This window comes from Allokutzneria sp. NRRL B-24872, from assembly GCF_002155965.1.
Lineage (GTDB): Bacteria > Actinomycetota > Actinomycetes > Mycobacteriales > Pseudonocardiaceae > Allokutzneria.
In genome coordinates this window covers 25854-42595 of record NZ_MUMH01000110.1, presented here as the reverse complement: position 1 = coordinate 42595, position 16742 = coordinate 25854, and the positions used below count along the sequence as shown (strand labels likewise).

Genomic DNA, 16742 nt, shown 5'->3' with positions numbered 1-16742 from the left:
GCCGGGATCGCCGTGCAGCGCATGGCCCTGGTGCCCCGCCCGGGAACCCAGCTCGGCGAGGTCGTCGCCGCGCTCGCCGACGGCATCGACCTCGTCGCCTTCACCGGCACCACCACGCTCAGCCCCGCCCAGGTCCGCAAGCTCTCCGCACGCGTGCGCCAACGCGGAACCGTGCTCCTGCCCCTGGGCCCCTGGCCCTCCGCCGACGTTCACCTGCGCTGCGCCAACACCCGCTGGCACGGTGCCGGAGCCGGGGACGGCCACCTCACCCACCGCGAGGTCGACATCCACGCCACCGGCCGAGCAGCCGCCGCCCGCCCGCGCTCGGTTCGCATGTGCCTACCGAGCTCCGAAGCAACCCCCGCACGCCGGCTGATCACACATGCCCGGCCGACAGGATGAAGGTAACTCCGGTGTTCTCCCGTGCCCCCAACGCCTTCTCGATCACATGCCCGGCTGGATACCGGATCGACAGCTGCGGCAATCGAGTCGTGCTGCTGCCCACTCGCTGCACGAGAGGAGCGCACGCACTCGCAACGAGTGGCTACACCGCGGTCGTTGCGGCGGACGGTGTCCTGAGGGTGGGGTGCTCGGCGTGCGCCGCGTCCGATGTGGACAGTTGGTGGCTCTTGATCACTTCAGGGCAAGCGGCGCTCGCGGCGGAGTTCAGCTTTGCGGCGTATCGCGTTTCGCCTGTCTCACGCTAGAACCGGTGGCGCACATGGATGATCTCATCACCCCGTACACCAAGATGACCGGGAACAACAACCACGGCTGGCGTGCGACGTTGACCCCGTCATGGATCGACTTGGCGGTTGCGTTCCCGCATCCCCCGGGAGTCCAGCGCCGTGTGGTCGGCGAAGGACTGGACCTCACGCTTGAGGTTCGCGCGATGGTAAGCGGCTGGTTTCGCAGCGTGGACGGCCAGTGGCTCGCAGTCTGTCACTACCAAATCCCTTACGCTGACGGCAGAAAGCACATGGTGGCACTCCGAAATCAAGTGGTACCAGGTCACGCAATGAGGCACCGCGAGGACAATCTCCCCACCGGCCGCTGACCACGACCACACCGCGTAAGTGCGGCGAGCGCAACGCCGCTGCGATCGTCCTCGCTCGCGCTGGCACGCCGCCCCGTGCGCATCTGCCCCATCACCTGGCGCCTGCCGAACAACTTCTAGCCCCCGAAGTTAATCGACGTAGAACGACTGTGTGGCAACAACATCCGAGCAGGCATTCAGTCAGGGCCACACTTGAGGGCACGCAGGTGCCAGTGGACGATCAGCGCCCGCGTCCCCCAACCCAGCGCGTCCGGCCTGCGCCGCTTAGCGAGTCCTGTCCGAGGGGGCGGCGACGTCGGAGGTACGGAAATCCAGAGGTCGGCCCGGCGCACGTGGCTTAGTCTGCTGCGATGACTCCGCCCGGACGCGACTACTCGTGGCTGCCCGAGCATCAGTTCCATACCGCGTACACCCTTGCCCACGTCGACGCACTCATTGGTCGCGCTGGCGAGGTGCTTTATGACTACTTTCTGGACCCAGGACCATTCACGCTGGAGAACATTGTCGACGGCCAGATTGTCGAGGTGCGGGTTAAAAAGCTCGCGCCGCTGCCCGCTGCCGTAGCTCGGTACGCAGCAGACGCGATGACTCAGTTGCGCGCCCTGATTGAACATACGATCTTCGCTGAGGTTGAATATCTGCTCGGCCGAGCACTCACTGACGACGAGGCAAGGGCAATCGAGATGCCGGCGGCAACCAGTGAGGCGAAGTTCGTCGAATGGTTGAGACAGCGCCGCCGCCGTGATCTTCTTCCCTTGCACGACGGTGAGCCACTGGTACGTCGCCTTCGTCATCTTCAGCCGTATCAGCGCGTGGACATCGACAACCATCCGATGCGCGTGCTGGCCGAGCACACCAATCTGGCGAAGCATCGCACCCCCGCTATAGCAGCAGTGCGCTTGGGCCGGGTCATCCTCGACGCGCCAGAACCGGCTGTGACCACCATGGTGGGTGGGCCTTTGCAAGTTGGGGACGTTCTCGCGGCCGGGCCAAGTGGCAAGCAGGTTCCCCTCACCATCTTGCCCGAGGTGTCGATTCAACGGCCTCATACCAAGACCTGGCATATCGTGATGAAAGAGCTGGGCGCCCTGCAGGAATGGACTCGCACGACGGCGATCCCTCATCTGATAGCCGGAACCAGCGACGTCAGCCAGCTTCCACCAGGCCTGGATATCACGATCGGTCACGAAAATGTGCGCGCTGCGTTGTCCGCGGCATCTGAGAAGTCAGCTGTGCAGCGGTCGTTGTGGCGAATTCAGGCGGAGACCGCCCGACAGAGCCTCACAGAGATTCTCGCTCTACATCATCAACGAGTTGACCCCGCGGTTATTCGGACGTGGTTGGACGGGCTCAATGATGACGCGGTCATGACCGCCGTGGGCCGCATGCAGTACAGCGGCGCACAGCAACTTGATCGTGTCGTGCGGGAAATGCTTGCTGAGGCGGTGACTGCAACCGGACGGTCATGATCCTGCGGCCCTACGTCAGCAATTCCGACCTCGCCAACTACCTACCGGGACCAGCTTGCCGCGGCGTTCGGCAGCCGTCAGACATTACCGAGAGCTCTGTGCAGGCGGTACACACCGACTGTCATACCTAGGAGCATGGTAGACATGTATCGCAGACATGCCGCCAACGAACGCCGTCGTGCGCTCCAACAAAGATAGAGGGAAAGCATCATGAGCGAGGATTCAGAGGAAGTCCTTCGACTTCGCACTATCCGCGCCGAGCTCGAAGACATTAAGAATAGGCTAGAAAAAGCTCGCACCAAACAGAGGGAACTAGACGAGGAAGTTGATGATCTACTCGCGAGGCAGCGCGAGGCGCGAGCCAAGCGCCGCGAAGCCATCCTTGCTGCCGATGCCGCAAAAATTCCACGACTGAGAATTTCCAAAGAATCGGGCATGCAACGCAGCAATATGTACAAACTATTCGACGACACAAGTGGAGTCGAATCATAAGCTTGACCGCACCCATATCGAAACAGCCGACACAGCCGACCCTCAACTAAATCTAGCTGATCAGTCAACACAGATGAGCATCTGATTTGGCACGGTCTGGTTACTCCACTACTACGACTGCCTACTGGTGGGACATGTTGGTTCCAAATTCCCATCGAGAGCGAGTCACTATGGACATGCAGACCGCAGTCGACAACTTCACCAACTCGATGGCCCACTGTGACAACATGGTCGCGGTCCATCGCGCGGCTGGCAGTGGAACGCCTGGCCGCCGACGGGTGGAGACTTCAGTAAACCGGGGTGTCATCGTCACAGCAGTTGCGACGTGGCAGGCGTTCGTCCAGGACGTTGCTCAGGCACTGCGGGACGTTGTCCTGACTGAGTTGCAGAAGGCCAGCGGATCGGCACTGGTGGCGGGCGCCGCAACGCAGTGGGAAACCGACTTCAAGACGGCACTAAAGAGGTTTTCCACGCCGAATCCAGACAACCTTAAGGCTCTGCTTGGCAGAACAGGTTTCGACCCTCAGCCCCAGTGGACGTGGAAGCAACGAGGAGGGCGAGGCTCCGGGAGCTTCGTAGTCGAGCCGAAACACGTCCGACAAGTGCTCTCCCAGTGGATCGAAATCCGACATGACGTCGCACATGGGAATGAGTAGATTACCGCATCACCAGTCCTCGCAGCGGTCCGTGATCGAAGTTCTTCAGCCAAGGCGAGGGCGAATCCGACTCTCCGGCTCAGCGACTCCATTGACTGCCTAGGTTTTTTTCGATCAGTGGTCTTCTTGACCGCAGAGGCGGCTGCAGTTCACATAGGAACCCAAGGGCCTGTTTGGAAGGCCCGCCCTGACATGGCTCTAGGGCTCTCAATCTCGCATCTGCGGAAGTAACGCCGACCGGAGCCACGGTTGTCCGGACGAGCTTGCCACGAGGACCCGTTCGCGTAGGAGACGTCGATCTGGTTCTCCGACTTCGCTCATCGCGATGACCTGGCGGCGTGCGCGGGCCTCGCTCGACATGGGCCCGCACACGCCGCCCAGTCATGGTGAAGATCAGGCGATCAACTTGTGCAGAACGGCGGCTACTCCGAGCCCGAGAGTGATCGCACCGGGTGACCCGTTCGCCGCCAGTCCGGTCGCTGCCGCGGCGATCGAGAGGGACCCGATGACCGCCCAACGTAGGGGAAGGCGATCCGAGGCGCCGTCGTTGCTGTCGGGCTTGCCGCGGTCGGAAGGTTCGTCTCGTCGTAGTCTTCGAGGCATGGCGTCGCTCCGTCGCTAGTGGGTGGATGCCTAGGGCGGCCTTCGGGCGGCTACCCGGAGGCCGCCCGCCGGGGTCGGCGGGCGGCCAGCTGTCCTCGGCGATGACGACATGGTGCACGACGGGTTGGGCAGATGCGTGTAGGCTTGTTCGCGTCCTGAACCGCCAGGATTCTGGAGACTGTTAAAAGGAATCCAAGGTAATACGGGCGGGTCAAGACGTTCAGGACAAGAATCCGAAACTGGGCAGAAGTTGATCAACGACTCCCGTGCTCCAACGGAGCGAGAGCGCAAAGACCTCCGCGACCGGCTTGCCCGGCTGGACTCCATGCGTGGGTCGGTCGCGAAGGCGACGGCCGCGCTGGCAGACCTGGCGACCAAGCCGTCGTTCACCGAGGTGCGAGTCCGGAAGGACTTCGTCTACCAGGTCGACGCGCCACCGGGGGACTGGTCTGACCGCCGGTTGCCGCCCCGTGAACTTCGTCCGCCGGCAGCGCAGCTCGTAAGCCCCCGCGGAGCCAGTCTGCGGCTGTTCCTCACCGGCCTGTTCGAGGCGCAGGCTCGCGGTCGGCAGGGAACGCACCCCGCGAACCCCAGGCCCCTCAGGGCCGCCGGTTCTGGGCAGTCCTGGGTGGATTTGCTTGCCTCCGATGCGCGTCCCGCCATGTCGGGCCGGATCTTCATGAACGTGGCAGACAAGAAGCTTCGCCAGCTTCGGAACACTCTCGATCGTCTGGTGGGCGCTGACCTCATCGCTCTGCCCAACGCTCATCTCAGAGGCTTGAAGAGGTACGAGAACTTCCGACTGCAGAACGAAGCCGGTACTCGCCGCAACGGTCCGAACATCAAATACGAACTTCCAAAAAGTACGGATGTTGACATTTTTAGCCTTCCAGTGGATTTCTTCACTAAGGGTTGGATTCACGTCCTTGAGGACACGGAAATTCTGTTCATTCTGATGCTCGCCCACTACGCAGCGAAGACATCAGACGGCGGAATCCGGATTGACTCTGAAACTCGCCTACTGCATCACGGAATCGGTCGAGATGCTTACGAGGCCCACTTCATGCTGGATTGGCTGAATCTTGTTTACGTTTCGCCCGATCCCCTACGCAAAGCCAAAGGTCGCATTGAAGGATTCACCACCGGATCTCAGCCCCTACCTCACGCATTAAGGTTACTACCCGAGGGTTTTACCGCAGAGGCAATGCCACGAGTGGAGGCCGAGATTGAGTACCAACTCAGCCGAGCTTGAGGATGCTCACAGCAAAGAAAGCTCACGTTCCAGGGAAGCTTTCAGCGCCCCCGTGGAGCTTAATCTTACTTAAGGCCGCTTCAACAGCTTTTACTGGATTAAGGTGCCCGAAATCGAACCACTCGCCCTGAGTTCGGCGTTTCGCGAATTTCTTGTGAAGGGCTTCTTCCAGGCGCATGTCCCCGGGCGCGTGCCAGAGCACCTCCAGCTTGTAGGGATTGCTGGTCTGTAGCCCCTTCAGTCTGCGGGCCACGTTCCGCGTGTATCCGATCTTCACCCGTGTCGTTCCGACCTGCGCGATGACGTACACGAAGCCCTCGGCAGCTGGTGCAGTTCGGCGACTCGCCTCCTCCGCAGCGCGGCGTTCGGCAAGCTGCTCCTGGCGCCAACGCTCTCGCCTGTCCGCCTCAACTCGCTGGGTCGGGCTCAGCTCGTGCACGACAAGAGTGCTCTCGACCTCGCCGGCCTCGTCAACGTCGTGCGCTTCCTCCACGGCGCCGATGTCTAGTAGTTCCTGATGAACGGAGAGGTACTGCTCGACGTCAATTTGCAGTACGGAAGCAAGGTCGTCAGGTCCTTGAGGAAGGTGTGTAGACGGACGCCTGTAGTTGCGAAGCGCTAGTTGGTAGAGGCAGTAGAGCCGCACCGCATGTGCGGAGACGTCCGACAACACCAACCACGCTGGAACTGGTAATGGGATACGCAGTTCGTCGTCCGGGTTCACCGACCACAACACTGTCACGCCCGCACGGTAGCCAGCACCACCGACAACGCTCGTCAGCCGCCTAACAGCCCCATGGCGAGCGCGAGCATGGCCTGAAGGCTTGATCATTCAGGGCGGCTACGAAACGCTGGAGGACTGCGGGGCAGGTGATCACAGTTGCGGGGTGGCAGGTTGGGTAGGAGCCGTGGGCAACGTCGGCGCGCACCGCATGGGGTGATGCGAGGGCTCGCCGCTGTAGGAGCGCTGCTCGCCGTGGTGGCTGTGGTTGTCCTGTTGCTAGGACCCGTCGCGTGGTTCGTCGCCGGCGACACCGTCCGCTCGCTACCCGGAAAGGAGCGTGCTGACGCAATCAACGCCGTTCGGCAGTCCGTCCTGCTCGGCTGCGGCGGAGCGATCACCGCGATTGGTGTCGCATTCGCCGCGCGCACCTTCGCTCTCACCAGGCGCGGTCAGGTTACCGACCGGTTCACCAAGGCGATAACCCAGCTCGCCGGCGACACCGTGCAGGAGCGCCTGGGCGGCATCTACTCGCTGGAACACGTCATGGCCGAGTCGGCGCCCGACCATGCCACCGTCCTGGAGGTGTTGTGCGCGTTCGTCTGCGAACGGGCGTCCGCGCCGCGCTTGGAAGTGGGCGACTACCTCAAGCCACCATGGCAGCGCGCCACGCAACCAGGTATGCCGGAGCCGAGAACTCAGCCTGACCAGGATGTTCAGGCCGTGATGACCGTGCTGGCCCGTCGACCGGTTCGGGCGGAACCGCACCGACCCAAGCTGATCCGGACAGCTCTTGCCGGAGTGAGCATCCGGGAAATGGAGTTCAAGGACGCACCGCGATTAACCCGGATGTTTCTAACCGACTCCGATCTGCGACGAGTGGACTTTCGCGGCGCCGATCTAACGGGCACGATCCTCAACTTCGCAGACCTGCGAGGCGCGTTTTTGGACAGGGCACGCCTTAATACAACACATCTGCACGGGGCCGATCTGCGAAATGCGTCATTCGCGGGTAGCACACTCACCGGCACAAATCTCCAGGGCGCGAACCTGAACCGTGCCAGCGGCCTGTCGGCTGAGCAACTGTCAGCGGCACTTCTGGACGAGGACACCGTGCTGCCAGAACCACTCCGCGAGGACACCTGGATCGCAGCGAGGCTGGCCGACTGCGCCGCCTGGGAGCGTTCGGAGAATAGAAAGTCTCGATTTCCTCCACCGACACCTATGCCCCGCCTTACCTCGTGACAAACCAAAGGCGGAAACGAGATTGCCCGGATTGCTCACAGTTCACACAAATTAGCGTCGGTACCGGCCCTACCTAGACGACGACCCAACTACACGTGCAGACCAATAGTTGATTCTTGTACGTTCCGCGTGAACATGAACAAAGTTGATCGAATGACCTGGTGTTCCGTGCGCTGTGAGCGGCCCGTCTGCGGCAGGTCTCCGCACTACTTGAGCACTCGCTGCCCTGGCGAGTGCGGCCGGTCAGCGGCATGTGCGGATGTTCGTGAAAACCTCACGAACCGACGGCGAGGCCAGTGGCGCCGCCAAAGTGGTTTTCGTTGGCCAGGCAGGCGTCTCGGTAGAAACCTGGCCCCTTCGAGCCGGTTCAAACACACTACGTTCTTTCTTCGATGGTCTGAACTGCATTGGGGCCGGGGTGTGGGATGGTGGAAATGGTTGGGGCGGCGTAGTCGAAGTCGATCTGGGCGTAGCTGGCGCGGTACTCCTTGGGCAGTTCGTTGTCAGCGATGATCACCTGGAGTCGACCGGGCAAGGTGCCAACCAGGGTAGTGAGCCTTCGGTACATCGCCTGGCTGAGGCCAGTGGCTGTGTTGAGCGCCATGCGTGGGCTGTCGATCAGGAGGAACAGCGGGTAGAGGCTATCGGACGTGCGCAGGGCGACCGCGACCAGCGAGCACCAATAGGCGATCTGGGTGGCAGTTGTCAGGCCGCCGCCCAATTGATTGTTCTTGGAGAATACGTTGCCGTTGATGACTGGCAAGTACTTCTTGGGATCGATGGTCGCGGAGTTGACGCCGGGGATTCCGATCGCTCGGACGGTGGCGTCGAATTCCTCGCTGAGTGCGTTGATGACCTCGGTGCGCCGCTTGTCCAGCGCCTGCTGCGCCTGTTTGATGTCGGCTTCCAACTGTGCGCGCTGGGAGCTGAGGGTGCGCACGTGTTGACGGAGGTCGGCCACTACGTCCCACTGGCGGAGGATGGCTTCCCACCGCTGTTGCTCGCTGCGTGCGCTCGCCAATGCCTGTGCGGCATCACTGAAGGCTTGCAGGCGAGGGCTGATACGTTCGGCGGTCCGCTGCTCGATCTGGACGTTGAGCAGGTCAATCAGACGGTTCTTCTCAGTCGCGGCCTGCTCGACCACTGTCCTCTGGCTGCTCAGGGCAACGATCTGCTCGCTCATCTCCTGAATCTGGTCCCGCAACTGCCTCATCTCGTACTGGTCGTCGGAGGCGCCGTCATTGACCGGGTCTGGCTGGAGGCACACCCTGCAGGCGTTGGCAGGGATCTCCCGGTTCTCCAGCGACTGCATGCACCGCGGGCACATCCTGAACTCGATGTTGGCGAGAACAAGGTTCGCCTCGCGCATGCGGCCGAGCCTGTCCATGTCTGCCTCGACCCGTCGGCGTTCCGCGGCGAGCTGGGACTGGCGGCGGTTGATGTCGGCGATGCCTGCGGCGAGGTCTGCGGCACCGCGCTCCGCGTCGGAGAGCAAGTCCCGTAGTGCGCGAGTGTTGCTGTCGATCACCGGGTCCAGCTCGTCTCGAAGCTGGGCAAGCTGCTGTTCCGCTGCGGCTTCGCTCGCCTCGGCGGCGCGGAGCTGGCTTTCGGCTTCTTCTCGCTGCCTGGTCCGGCTCTCGTGTAGGAAGTCGACAACAGCTGTGTGCCGTGCCTCAGCCACGGCGATCTCGCTTGCAAGTGTGTTGGCCTGGGCACGCAGGTCGAGGATCTCAGCTTCGGTGAGTCCGTACAGCAGCTCGAAGACGGTACGGCGCTTGAGATCCCGGAAGTTGTCTTGGCTGTAGGCAATATCGAGGTTGATCTGCCGCTGCGGGATATAGAGGTACGTCAGGATGTCGGCGAACGTAACGCGGTTGCCTGCCTTCTTGCCCTTTTCGGAGCTGGCACGCAGGTCGTCACGCAGGCCCAATGACTTCATCAGCAGCGAGTTCAGGGAGTGCTCGGCGTCAAGGCCGACGTTGTGGTCGGGCAGGCGATCTTGGGTGATCAAGTCGGTGACCCGGACCGTACGCCGTTTGGCGCGGTCGAGGCTGCGGGCAATCTGGAGTTGCGCGTCACCGATTCGCACGTGGAGGGTCACCGAGTCGATGTGCTCCACAGCGACCGGCGCCAGCGTGGCATCGAGCCCGAATCCGAACTTGATCAGTTCGAGCAGGGTGGTCTTCCCGACCCCGGTGGGGCCAGCGAGCACGGTTAGGTCCGAGCGGAAGCGATACTCGACCGCGCCCTCGGTGGTGTCGAGGCGAACCAGGTCGAGTCGGAAGCGTGTCGTCACCGGATCTCCTGCCGGTGTGGGCGGTCCATCAAGTCAGCCAATCGGTCGTAGATCCGTTCTTTGAGGTCGTGGCCGGTCAGCCCGGACGAGGCCTCCGCGATGGCGGTGCTGCGCTCAGCAATGCTGGACCACTCGGCGCTGCCCGCCAGGCGCTCGGCTGCCTTTCGGCCTGCGGGGGTCGGGGCGACTGCCATGCTGCCCTTTCGGGCCTTGACGTAGCGCAGCAAGCCTCGGCCGATCAGCGCGCCGAGGACGGCGTAGTAGCGGTCGTCCCAAGGCCCGTACTTGTACCTGATCATCGGCGCTTCTACGTCGGTCGGGGAGGCTTCGGGGTCTGGCGGCAGGTGCAGGCGTGGGTCGGCCCGGTCTAGTTCGTCGAGCACCACGGGCCCGAGCGCCGGGTAACGCAGCAGGAAGTCGAGCTTAGCTAGTTTGGTCAAACCGTCGAGCTTCTTGCTGTGCCCGTCCGCACCGGAAACTGCCGCGACCAGCAGCAGGACCCGCGCCTGGTGGTAAGCGAGGTCCTCGCGGAGTAGCGCCAGCTCGGACTTCTCCAGGTCGATCACGGCTGCGTCACCCCCGCTGAACGACGGTCCGCGATGGCGGCGTCGATGTCGAACCTCGGGCCGAACCAGATCTGGCACCGGTTCGACAGGTCACAGAGCCCGCCCAGGGCGATCTCGCTGTCGACGCCCGCCGGGAGCTTGCCCGCTTCCTGTAGTTCGACCAGCTTGTCGTCCACGGCAGTCCACAGTCCGTGGCCGGAGAGCTCGGAATCTCCCATCGCGTGGTCGCTGACCCGACGCAGCAGCCGCTCCAGGTTCTGGCGCGCCACCCGCGCCCTAGGATCTCCGCTCTCTTGGTCACGCCAGTACTCCTCGTACTCCATCCGCAGGGCAGTGGCCCGGCTCACCGCGTTAGAGGAGCACCCGCCCTGGGTCATCTTGATCTCGACCCGGGAGATGGCTAGGGCAGGCGGCACGGGTTGATAGGCGCCTGGGATGGCGAGGGCGGTCTCGATGGCGATCTGGATGTCTCCCAACGTGACGAGTCGGCGGGCAATTCGCCGACGCACGTCCGGCTCCGGACCTCCGCTGCGGTCCCGCTGCAGAACCAAGGGGAGATCGCCGTAAGTCGTCTCCCCGCGCGACTGCATCCGCTCGCGGAAAAGGCCCAACACCGCCTTCCACACCGCTGCGCAGTCAACTGCATCGCGACCCATCTTCTCCAGGACGGGTTTGACGTACTTGGTGGGCGCGGCGTCACCGACCACGCCCTGGTTCACCTCGACGGTGACGATGGTCAACGAGGCGAGGAAGGCCCTGACCTCGTGTTCCTGATCTTCTTCCGCAACCCCGGGATACGACTTAGTGCGTTTCCAGCGCTTAGCCGTACCTTTGTCGTAAGTCATGATCGCCGTGCGCAGCTGCCTGACAACCTTGGTCTCGTCCGACGTAAGGGTCGGTTCGCGCCTCTCGGTTTTGAGCATCCGCAGCCGGGAAGTCAGAGCCTTCAGCTCTCGCGCGGGACCTGCGGTGAGACCGCCTGTTGTCACCAGACGACACATGGGCTTCTGCCCCAATGCGAACCACCGGTTGAACAAGTGGGCGACGCCGCCATCATCGGCCAGCTTGGTCACCGTGGTGTACGCGCCGACATCCGCGCTTCGGTGTTTGCCCGAGACAAGTTCCATGAGGTCCCCGCTGCCTACAACCCAGTCCTCATGCCACTCGCACAGGATGTAGTCGTCGCAGCCGGGGTCTAGCACACCCTGCTCGTCGAGGGCATCACGGTAGAGTGCGAGCCCGTCTGCGGCGGCCATGGCCGCCTGCCACTCGTACAAGTCAGCCGTGTTGGCGCCCGCGTCGTCGAGCTGGGCGACAGCAGCGAACCCATCGAGGTCATCGGCGCGGGTAGCTATCCGCCACTGGCGGAGGACCTCCACAGCTGTCCCCGTCACCGTGAGCTCGGAGCCCGGCTGACCAGCGGGTCCTGGGGTTGAGTCCTCCGGCGGCACTCACCGGACTCTATACGGCAGACCGCCCGCCTAGTAGTGGGTGTCGAGTCGAGACAGGTGCGAAGGCTCCACCACTCTCGCCTGTAGAGCGTGACTGGCTCGCCAGACCTTCTGCAACCATTGACAAAATACGGACATGGCCGTGAGAGTGCGTTCGTTTCCTGTCGAGCGGCGAGAAGGCTTCGGATGCGGACGTCGGCTGTGTGGGGATGACGTCCGCCGAACTTGAGCAAATGCTCGTCCGGTGCTCAAGTCCGCAAGGAAATGCTCATCTTGCCTCGGAAGCTACATTTCTAGTTCGAAGGACGGCTGGCGGTGAGGAAGTCGTCGCCCTTCCAACGGTAAATGCGGATCTGGACCGGTTGACCGAAGGTCGGAGCGTGCACCATCTTGCTGGCTCCCAAATACAGGCCGACATGATGGACGTTGCCGCGCGTGCCGTAGAAGATCAGATCGCCAGGCAGCAGAGGATGTCCCTCTGGCACGAGCGGTCCTGCGTTGTACTGCGTCTGCGCGGTGCGGGGAAGGTGAACGCCAGCGGCTGCGTAGGCCGCTTTGGTGAGGCCGGAGCAGTCGAAGCCTCGATGGCCGGCGGCGGGGCCGTTGCCGCCCCAGACGTAGGGCAGGCCGAGCTGGGCGCAGGCGAATCTGATCGCCGCGATGGCGGCCGGGCTGGCGGCCTGGATCTGGTTGCAGTCGCCGGTTCCGGTGGTGCTGCTTTGGTAGCGTTTCGCTTGCGCGAGAACGGATTCGACGTACTGGTTTGAGTGGTTGTAGGCGAAGAGAGCTTTGCGGATGTCCTTTGGTGCGCCGGAGTCGCAGAGGTAGAACGCCGCGGCGTAGATCGCATCGTGCGCGTTGTAGCGTGAGGCGGGGGTGCTGCCGCCGGGTGGAATCCTGTGCTGTGCAACGACATTGCCGAAGGTGGCTTTGAGAAACTGCATGGGGCCAGCGGCGCCGGCGGCGTTTTCGCCGCTGGTGATGCCGACGCCGGAGCCGCGGCCGTGTTTGGATTCGGCATCGCCGATCGCCGCGAGGACGGTCCAGTCCAGTCCTGGGCACGCTGAGGCCGCTGCCCGGTAGAGGCTCAAGTAGTCGGCAGGGATCTCGGCGAGCGCTTCGTGGCTCGGTTCGGAGGAACCGCTGCCGAGCAACACGTTCATCACGGCATTGCCGATGCCGCCGATGACGAACGTGATGGTGATGATGACCGCGAGTGCGGCGAGCCCGAGCTTCATCGATCACCGCCGGAAGACATCTCGCGGCCGAGCTGGCGGCAGCGGGTCGGGAGCGGCCAGCAGAGCTGCTGTCGGTTGAGCAGTTCCTGCGAGCGCACTCTGCCCAGGTACAGGCGGGGTGAGGTAGGGCCAGAGCCGAGCGAGTTCGCCGAGGGTCAACCTCTGCGGTGGGAGCGCCTGTTCGCAGGAGATGGGCAGCCAGCGGGGGCCAGCGGGATCGTGCTGGATGTCCTTGTCCACGAGGTCCGCTGCGCTCGTCGCGACGGGCACGAGGGCGGGATGGTCCAGGTGGGACAGCATGGTCGCGAGCGCGGCGCGAGCGCTGGTCTCGCGGCGTGTGGTGGGGAGCCACACCAGTACTGGTGTTGTGATTCCTGTTGCGGCAGAAAGCTTGTGGTAGCCGATTAGCTTGCGGCTGAGCTTTCCGAGGTCTTCTGTGCCGAAGTCGAACTCGACGAAGAACTCGACGACGTGGTCGCCGTCGTCGTCGCGCCATCGGCCGTAGGCGTCGGGGCGGACCATGTCGCCGAACAGCCTCGCGCAGCGCAGCTCGGACCACCATGCGGTCAGTCGTCCGCGCGCGTCTGGCCGCTGGCTGCGTGCGACGAGCGAGGTGAGAATTCCGTTGGTACCGACGGTGTGCGCGAGGCGGAGAGAGTGTGCCATCCCCATCGCTTGCTCGTGTCGGTAGTCGAGGCTCTTCGGGTCGAGGCCGTCTTCCTGTGCCAGGGCCACGGCGCCTGCGATGTCGAGCACGTAGTGCATGGGAGCGGTTCCGCGGCTGACGAACGGTCGGAAGCGGTCGACCACGCGCCACCGGTAGAGGTCCAGGAGGCGGTGATTGGCCGCGCGCATGGTGGGGTAGCAGAGTTCCACGATCTGCTGGGTGGTGAAGATCTTGTGCTCGAACAACATTCGAGCGAGCCACCGGTCTCGTCGCGTGAGACGTCTGGCGAGCTGGGCGTGATGCGCACCGGTGGTCGCGGCGCGGGGTGTGGGCCGCTGCGGCATGCTTCCGCGCAGTTGCCATTGTCGTGTGGGGTTTGTAATCACGGTCGTTCCTTCCAATCGTGCGAGGCTCGCTGAGCGGAGAACCTCTGCTTGCCGAGTGGATATGCTGCTGGAGCAAGCCGCGAGGACGCTCATCACGCTGCGCGGCGGGGGTCCACAGTGGACTTCTGCCGCTGGTCGTCGGCTCCGCGTGCGTTGTCGGGTGGGCGTGTGTTGACGCGGGCTGCCAGGCGGATTCTCTTGGCACGGCCAGGAATGGCGGGCGGCAGCTTCTCTGTGACTGTCGTGAAGGCCGGCACTTCTGCTCCGCCGAGGACGAGCCGGGCGGCTGCGTGGTAGACGTCGAGATTGGACAGGTCGTGCTCTCCCAGTCTGGGCGCGGTGTGTCGTGCCAATCGCTTGGCATCCTCGGGTGAGGCGTTGAAGAAGACCTTGCTGCGCGCGTTGGTGCTGATGCCTTCTTCGAGTTCTCTTGGGAGCTGCCCGAGGTACTGGTGCGCCAACGTCATGGCGAGCCGGTAGCCGCGGGCCTCGGCGAGCATGTCTTCCAACGGATAGGCCAAGTTCAGGAAGTTGTGGCATTCGTCCACGTATAAGGCGCAATCGCGACGCTGACGCTGCGGGATGTGTGCGCGTCGGGTAGCTGCCTGCCAGGTGCGTGCGACGACGATCGAGCCGACTAGCCGTGCGGTTTCCATGCCCAGCGCGTCACGGGCGATGCGCACCAGGCAGATGCCGCCGGCATTGAGGACGTCGTCCATGTCCACTGTGGATGGTCCTCCCGCGATGGCAGCGCGGACGAAGGGGCGAAGGAGGAACCCGCGGAGCTTGTTCATCAGCGGCGCGATCACCTGTGCACGGCTGGCTTCGGACAGATCGTCGTACCAGGACCAGAAGCCCCTGAGCACGTCGTCGTCGATCTGGTCGCAGGCCCGTTGCCGGAACGCCGGCACGGTCAACAGCTTGGGCAGGTCGACCAGCGTCGGGGTGCCGGGCGTCGAGGTCAGCGTGAGCAGGCCGGCGCGCAGAATGTCGTCGGTGCGCGGCCCCCACGAGGAGGCGTAGATCCGGGAGAAGATACTGACAAGGTTGTCGACGGCGCGGTCCTTGTCCTTTCCCTCCAAGGGGTTGAGGACCGGTGGGCGACTCGGAGAGTCGGCGTCGAAGAGCACGACCTTCTCGCCGAGCTCCTCAGGCAGCCGCATCAGGATGTCCGAGACGAGGTCTCCCTTGGGGTCGACCACAACCACGCCGCGGCTGGCCTCGGCGTCGGCCAGGATCATCCGTGCCATCAGCTCGGACTTGCCGGAGCCGGTGGCGCCGAGAATGTGGAGGTGGTGGCGGGCGTCGGCGACGTGCAGGCCGACCGGGCGGGAATGCCCGGAGTCCGACAGCCCGAGGGGCTTGATCAGGCTGCCGACGCCTGCGATGCCCGGCGGGGGCGGCACAGCTTTCGCGCCGGCCCGCTGCAGACCGGGGGCGCCCTCGTCGATCGGCAGGTGCGCGATCGCAGCCAGTTCCGGTATCGAGAGCACGTCGCCCTTGCCGAGGCGGCGTTCGGCCAGCACCACAGCCGGATCGCGGCGCAGCCGGACCCGCCGGTAGTAGTTGTGCTCGGAGTAGGCGGCGAACGCCGAGGCGATCGCGTGCCCGCGGCCCCGCAGCACCTCCCGCACCGCCTGGACCTCGCCCGAGGTGGCGTCCTCGGGAACGGTGGTGGCCACGGCGTAGCGGATGAGGGTTTCGAACAGCATCGCCCGCAGCTTCTCGACCACGGCGCGGTCCTGGGAGGCGTACTCCAGGCTGGTCTGCCGATCCAGGCCCGGTTTCCGTGTGCTGGTCGACGGCTTCGACGTCGTGCCGGGCGTGATGACGTCGAGCAGCCGGCCGACCAGATGGACCGACCCGCCGGCGTGCACCCGCCGGGCCGCGCGGCGTGCCTTGGTCACCCGGTGGCCTGCGACGGGGCGAGCGAGGATCTGCACGCAGGCCCGCTCGTGCGGGCCGAGTCCGACCGGTGCGCCGAGCATGGCCCGGATCGGGTCCGCCGCGTGGTCGGTGCGGATCGGCAGTGCCTCGCTGCGGGCCAGCCGCAGCTCGCCGCCGATCGCTTCGACGCGCCGGCCTGCTGGCGCCGTTGTCGGGATCGGAGGTTTGGCGGGGGTGGTGCGGGTATGCGCGCCCGGCCAGGCGGCCTCGATCGCGCGCTCGACCATGCCGGGCGGCACCACGCCGGGCACCCATAGACGGATCTGCACGCCGTCAGCGGTGAAGGTCAACTCAAAGCTCAGGTGCGGCTGCCCGCTGAATCGGCGTCGCCATCCCGGCCGCAGTAGGCCGACCAGGTTGGACCACACGGTGATCGCGCCGGACGGGTCAACCGTCGGTGGCGCGAGCACGGTGATCACGCGGGCATCGGTTGCCAGGCGCTGGTGGTAGCGGCGGCGCCATCGGCGGCGCGCGAGGACTGCGGCGGTGACGGCGACCGCGAGCACCGGCCCGACGATCGGGCCCCACGTGAAGGCAAGGTCGCGCAGGTGCGCCAGCACGTTCCGGACCGCGCCGAGCGGGTCACGCAGGTAGTCGCCAACCGGTGAGGCGAGCTCGACCTGCGGAGCAACGAGTACAGATAGGGGTGCGGCAGTGATTGACCAGGACATCGGGAACCTCCCCACGACGGCGGTC

13 protein-coding genes and 1 pseudogene are annotated in these 16742 nt (G+C 64.3%); 7 read left to right on the top strand and 7 right to left on the bottom strand.

The window, feature by feature from the left end; genetic code table 11:
- The 6 genes and pseudogenes from CCN37_RS26575 to CCN37_RS39210 form a co-directional block, all read left to right on the top strand.
- Positions 1 to 402: pseudogene (locus CCN37_RS26575) on the top strand (hypothetical protein); the annotation flags it as partial.
- A 319-nt stretch (positions 403 to 721) separates the two neighbouring features.
- Positions 722 to 1057, top strand: coding sequence for a hypothetical protein (locus CCN37_RS39225; RefSeq protein WP_143261823.1), 336 nt, complete (start codon positions 722 to 724; stop codon positions 1055 to 1057).
- Between the two features lie 350 nt (positions 1058 to 1407).
- Positions 1408 to 2526: a hypothetical protein gene (locus CCN37_RS26570; RefSeq protein ID WP_086825923.1), complete on the top strand. Its 1119-nt coding sequence runs from the start codon at positions 1408 to 1410 to the stop codon at positions 2524 to 2526.
- 210 nt (positions 2527 to 2736) lie between these two features.
- The gene (locus tag CCN37_RS39220; protein ID WP_143261822.1) at positions 2737 to 3018 is read left to right on the top strand and encodes a hypothetical protein; all 282 of its coding nucleotides are present in this window, start codon (positions 2737 to 2739) and stop codon (positions 3016 to 3018) included.
- 170 nt (positions 3019 to 3188) lie between these two features.
- Positions 3189 to 3674, top strand: coding sequence for a hypothetical protein (locus tag CCN37_RS39215; protein ID WP_143261821.1), 486 nt, complete (start codon positions 3189 to 3191; stop codon positions 3672 to 3674).
- A gap of 853 nt (positions 3675 to 4527) precedes the next feature.
- Positions 4528 to 5529 carry a hypothetical protein gene (locus CCN37_RS39210; protein ID WP_143261820.1) on the top strand — a complete coding sequence of 334 codons (1002 nt, stop codon included), beginning with the start codon at positions 4528 to 4530 and terminating at the stop codon, positions 5527 to 5529.
- Positions 5530 to 5551: 22 nt separating this feature from the next.
- Here the strand turns inward: CCN37_RS39210 and CCN37_RS26565 are convergent, their stop codons facing one another.
- The gene (locus CCN37_RS26565; protein ID WP_168200871.1) at positions 5552 to 6271 is read right to left on the bottom strand and encodes a GIY-YIG nuclease family protein; all 720 of its coding nucleotides are present in this window, start codon (positions 6269 to 6271) and stop codon (positions 5552 to 5554) included.
- 234 nt (positions 6272 to 6505) lie between these two features.
- On the opposite strand from CCN37_RS26565, the gene CCN37_RS26560 reads away from it, so the two are divergent.
- Positions 6506 to 7495 (top strand): pentapeptide repeat-containing protein, encoded by a 990-nt coding sequence (locus tag CCN37_RS26560; protein WP_168200870.1) that lies wholly within the window; start codon positions 6506 to 6508, stop codon positions 7493 to 7495.
- Between the two features lie 376 nt (positions 7496 to 7871).
- Here CCN37_RS26560 and CCN37_RS26555 read toward each other — a convergent pair whose 3' ends face one another.
- From CCN37_RS26555 to CCN37_RS26530, 6 genes are all read right to left on the bottom strand, one after another.
- Positions 7872 to 9791, bottom strand: a complete 1920-nt coding sequence (locus CCN37_RS26555; RefSeq protein ID WP_086825917.1) for an AAA family ATPase — start codon at positions 9789 to 9791, stop codon at positions 7872 to 7874.
- Entirely contained in the window at positions 9788 to 10357 is a 570-nt protein-coding gene (locus CCN37_RS41090; RefSeq protein ID WP_210408212.1) for a hypothetical protein, read from the bottom strand. Before CCN37_RS41090 ends, CCN37_RS26555 begins: the two co-directional genes overlap by 4 nt.
- Entirely contained in the window at positions 10354 to 11736 is a 1383-nt protein-coding gene (locus CCN37_RS26545) for a hypothetical protein (protein WP_086825915.1), read from the bottom strand. Before CCN37_RS26545 ends, CCN37_RS41090 begins: the two co-directional genes overlap by 4 nt.
- A gap of 365 nt (positions 11737 to 12101) precedes the next feature.
- Positions 12102 to 13046: a bifunctional lytic transglycosylase/C40 family peptidase gene (locus tag CCN37_RS26540; protein WP_086825912.1), complete on the bottom strand. Its 945-nt coding sequence runs from the start codon at positions 13044 to 13046 to the stop codon at positions 12102 to 12104.
- Between the two features lie 3 nt (positions 13047 to 13049).
- On the bottom strand, positions 13050 to 14114 hold the full coding sequence (locus tag CCN37_RS26535; protein WP_246843330.1) for a replication-relaxation family protein: 1065 nt from the start codon (positions 14112 to 14114) through the stop codon (positions 13050 to 13052).
- Positions 14115 to 14191: 77 nt separating this feature from the next.
- Positions 14192 to 16717 (bottom strand): type IV secretion system DNA-binding domain-containing protein, encoded by a 2526-nt coding sequence (locus tag CCN37_RS26530; protein WP_086825908.1) that lies wholly within the window; start codon positions 16715 to 16717, stop codon positions 14192 to 14194.
- Between the last annotated feature and the right edge of the window lie 25 nt (positions 16718 to 16742).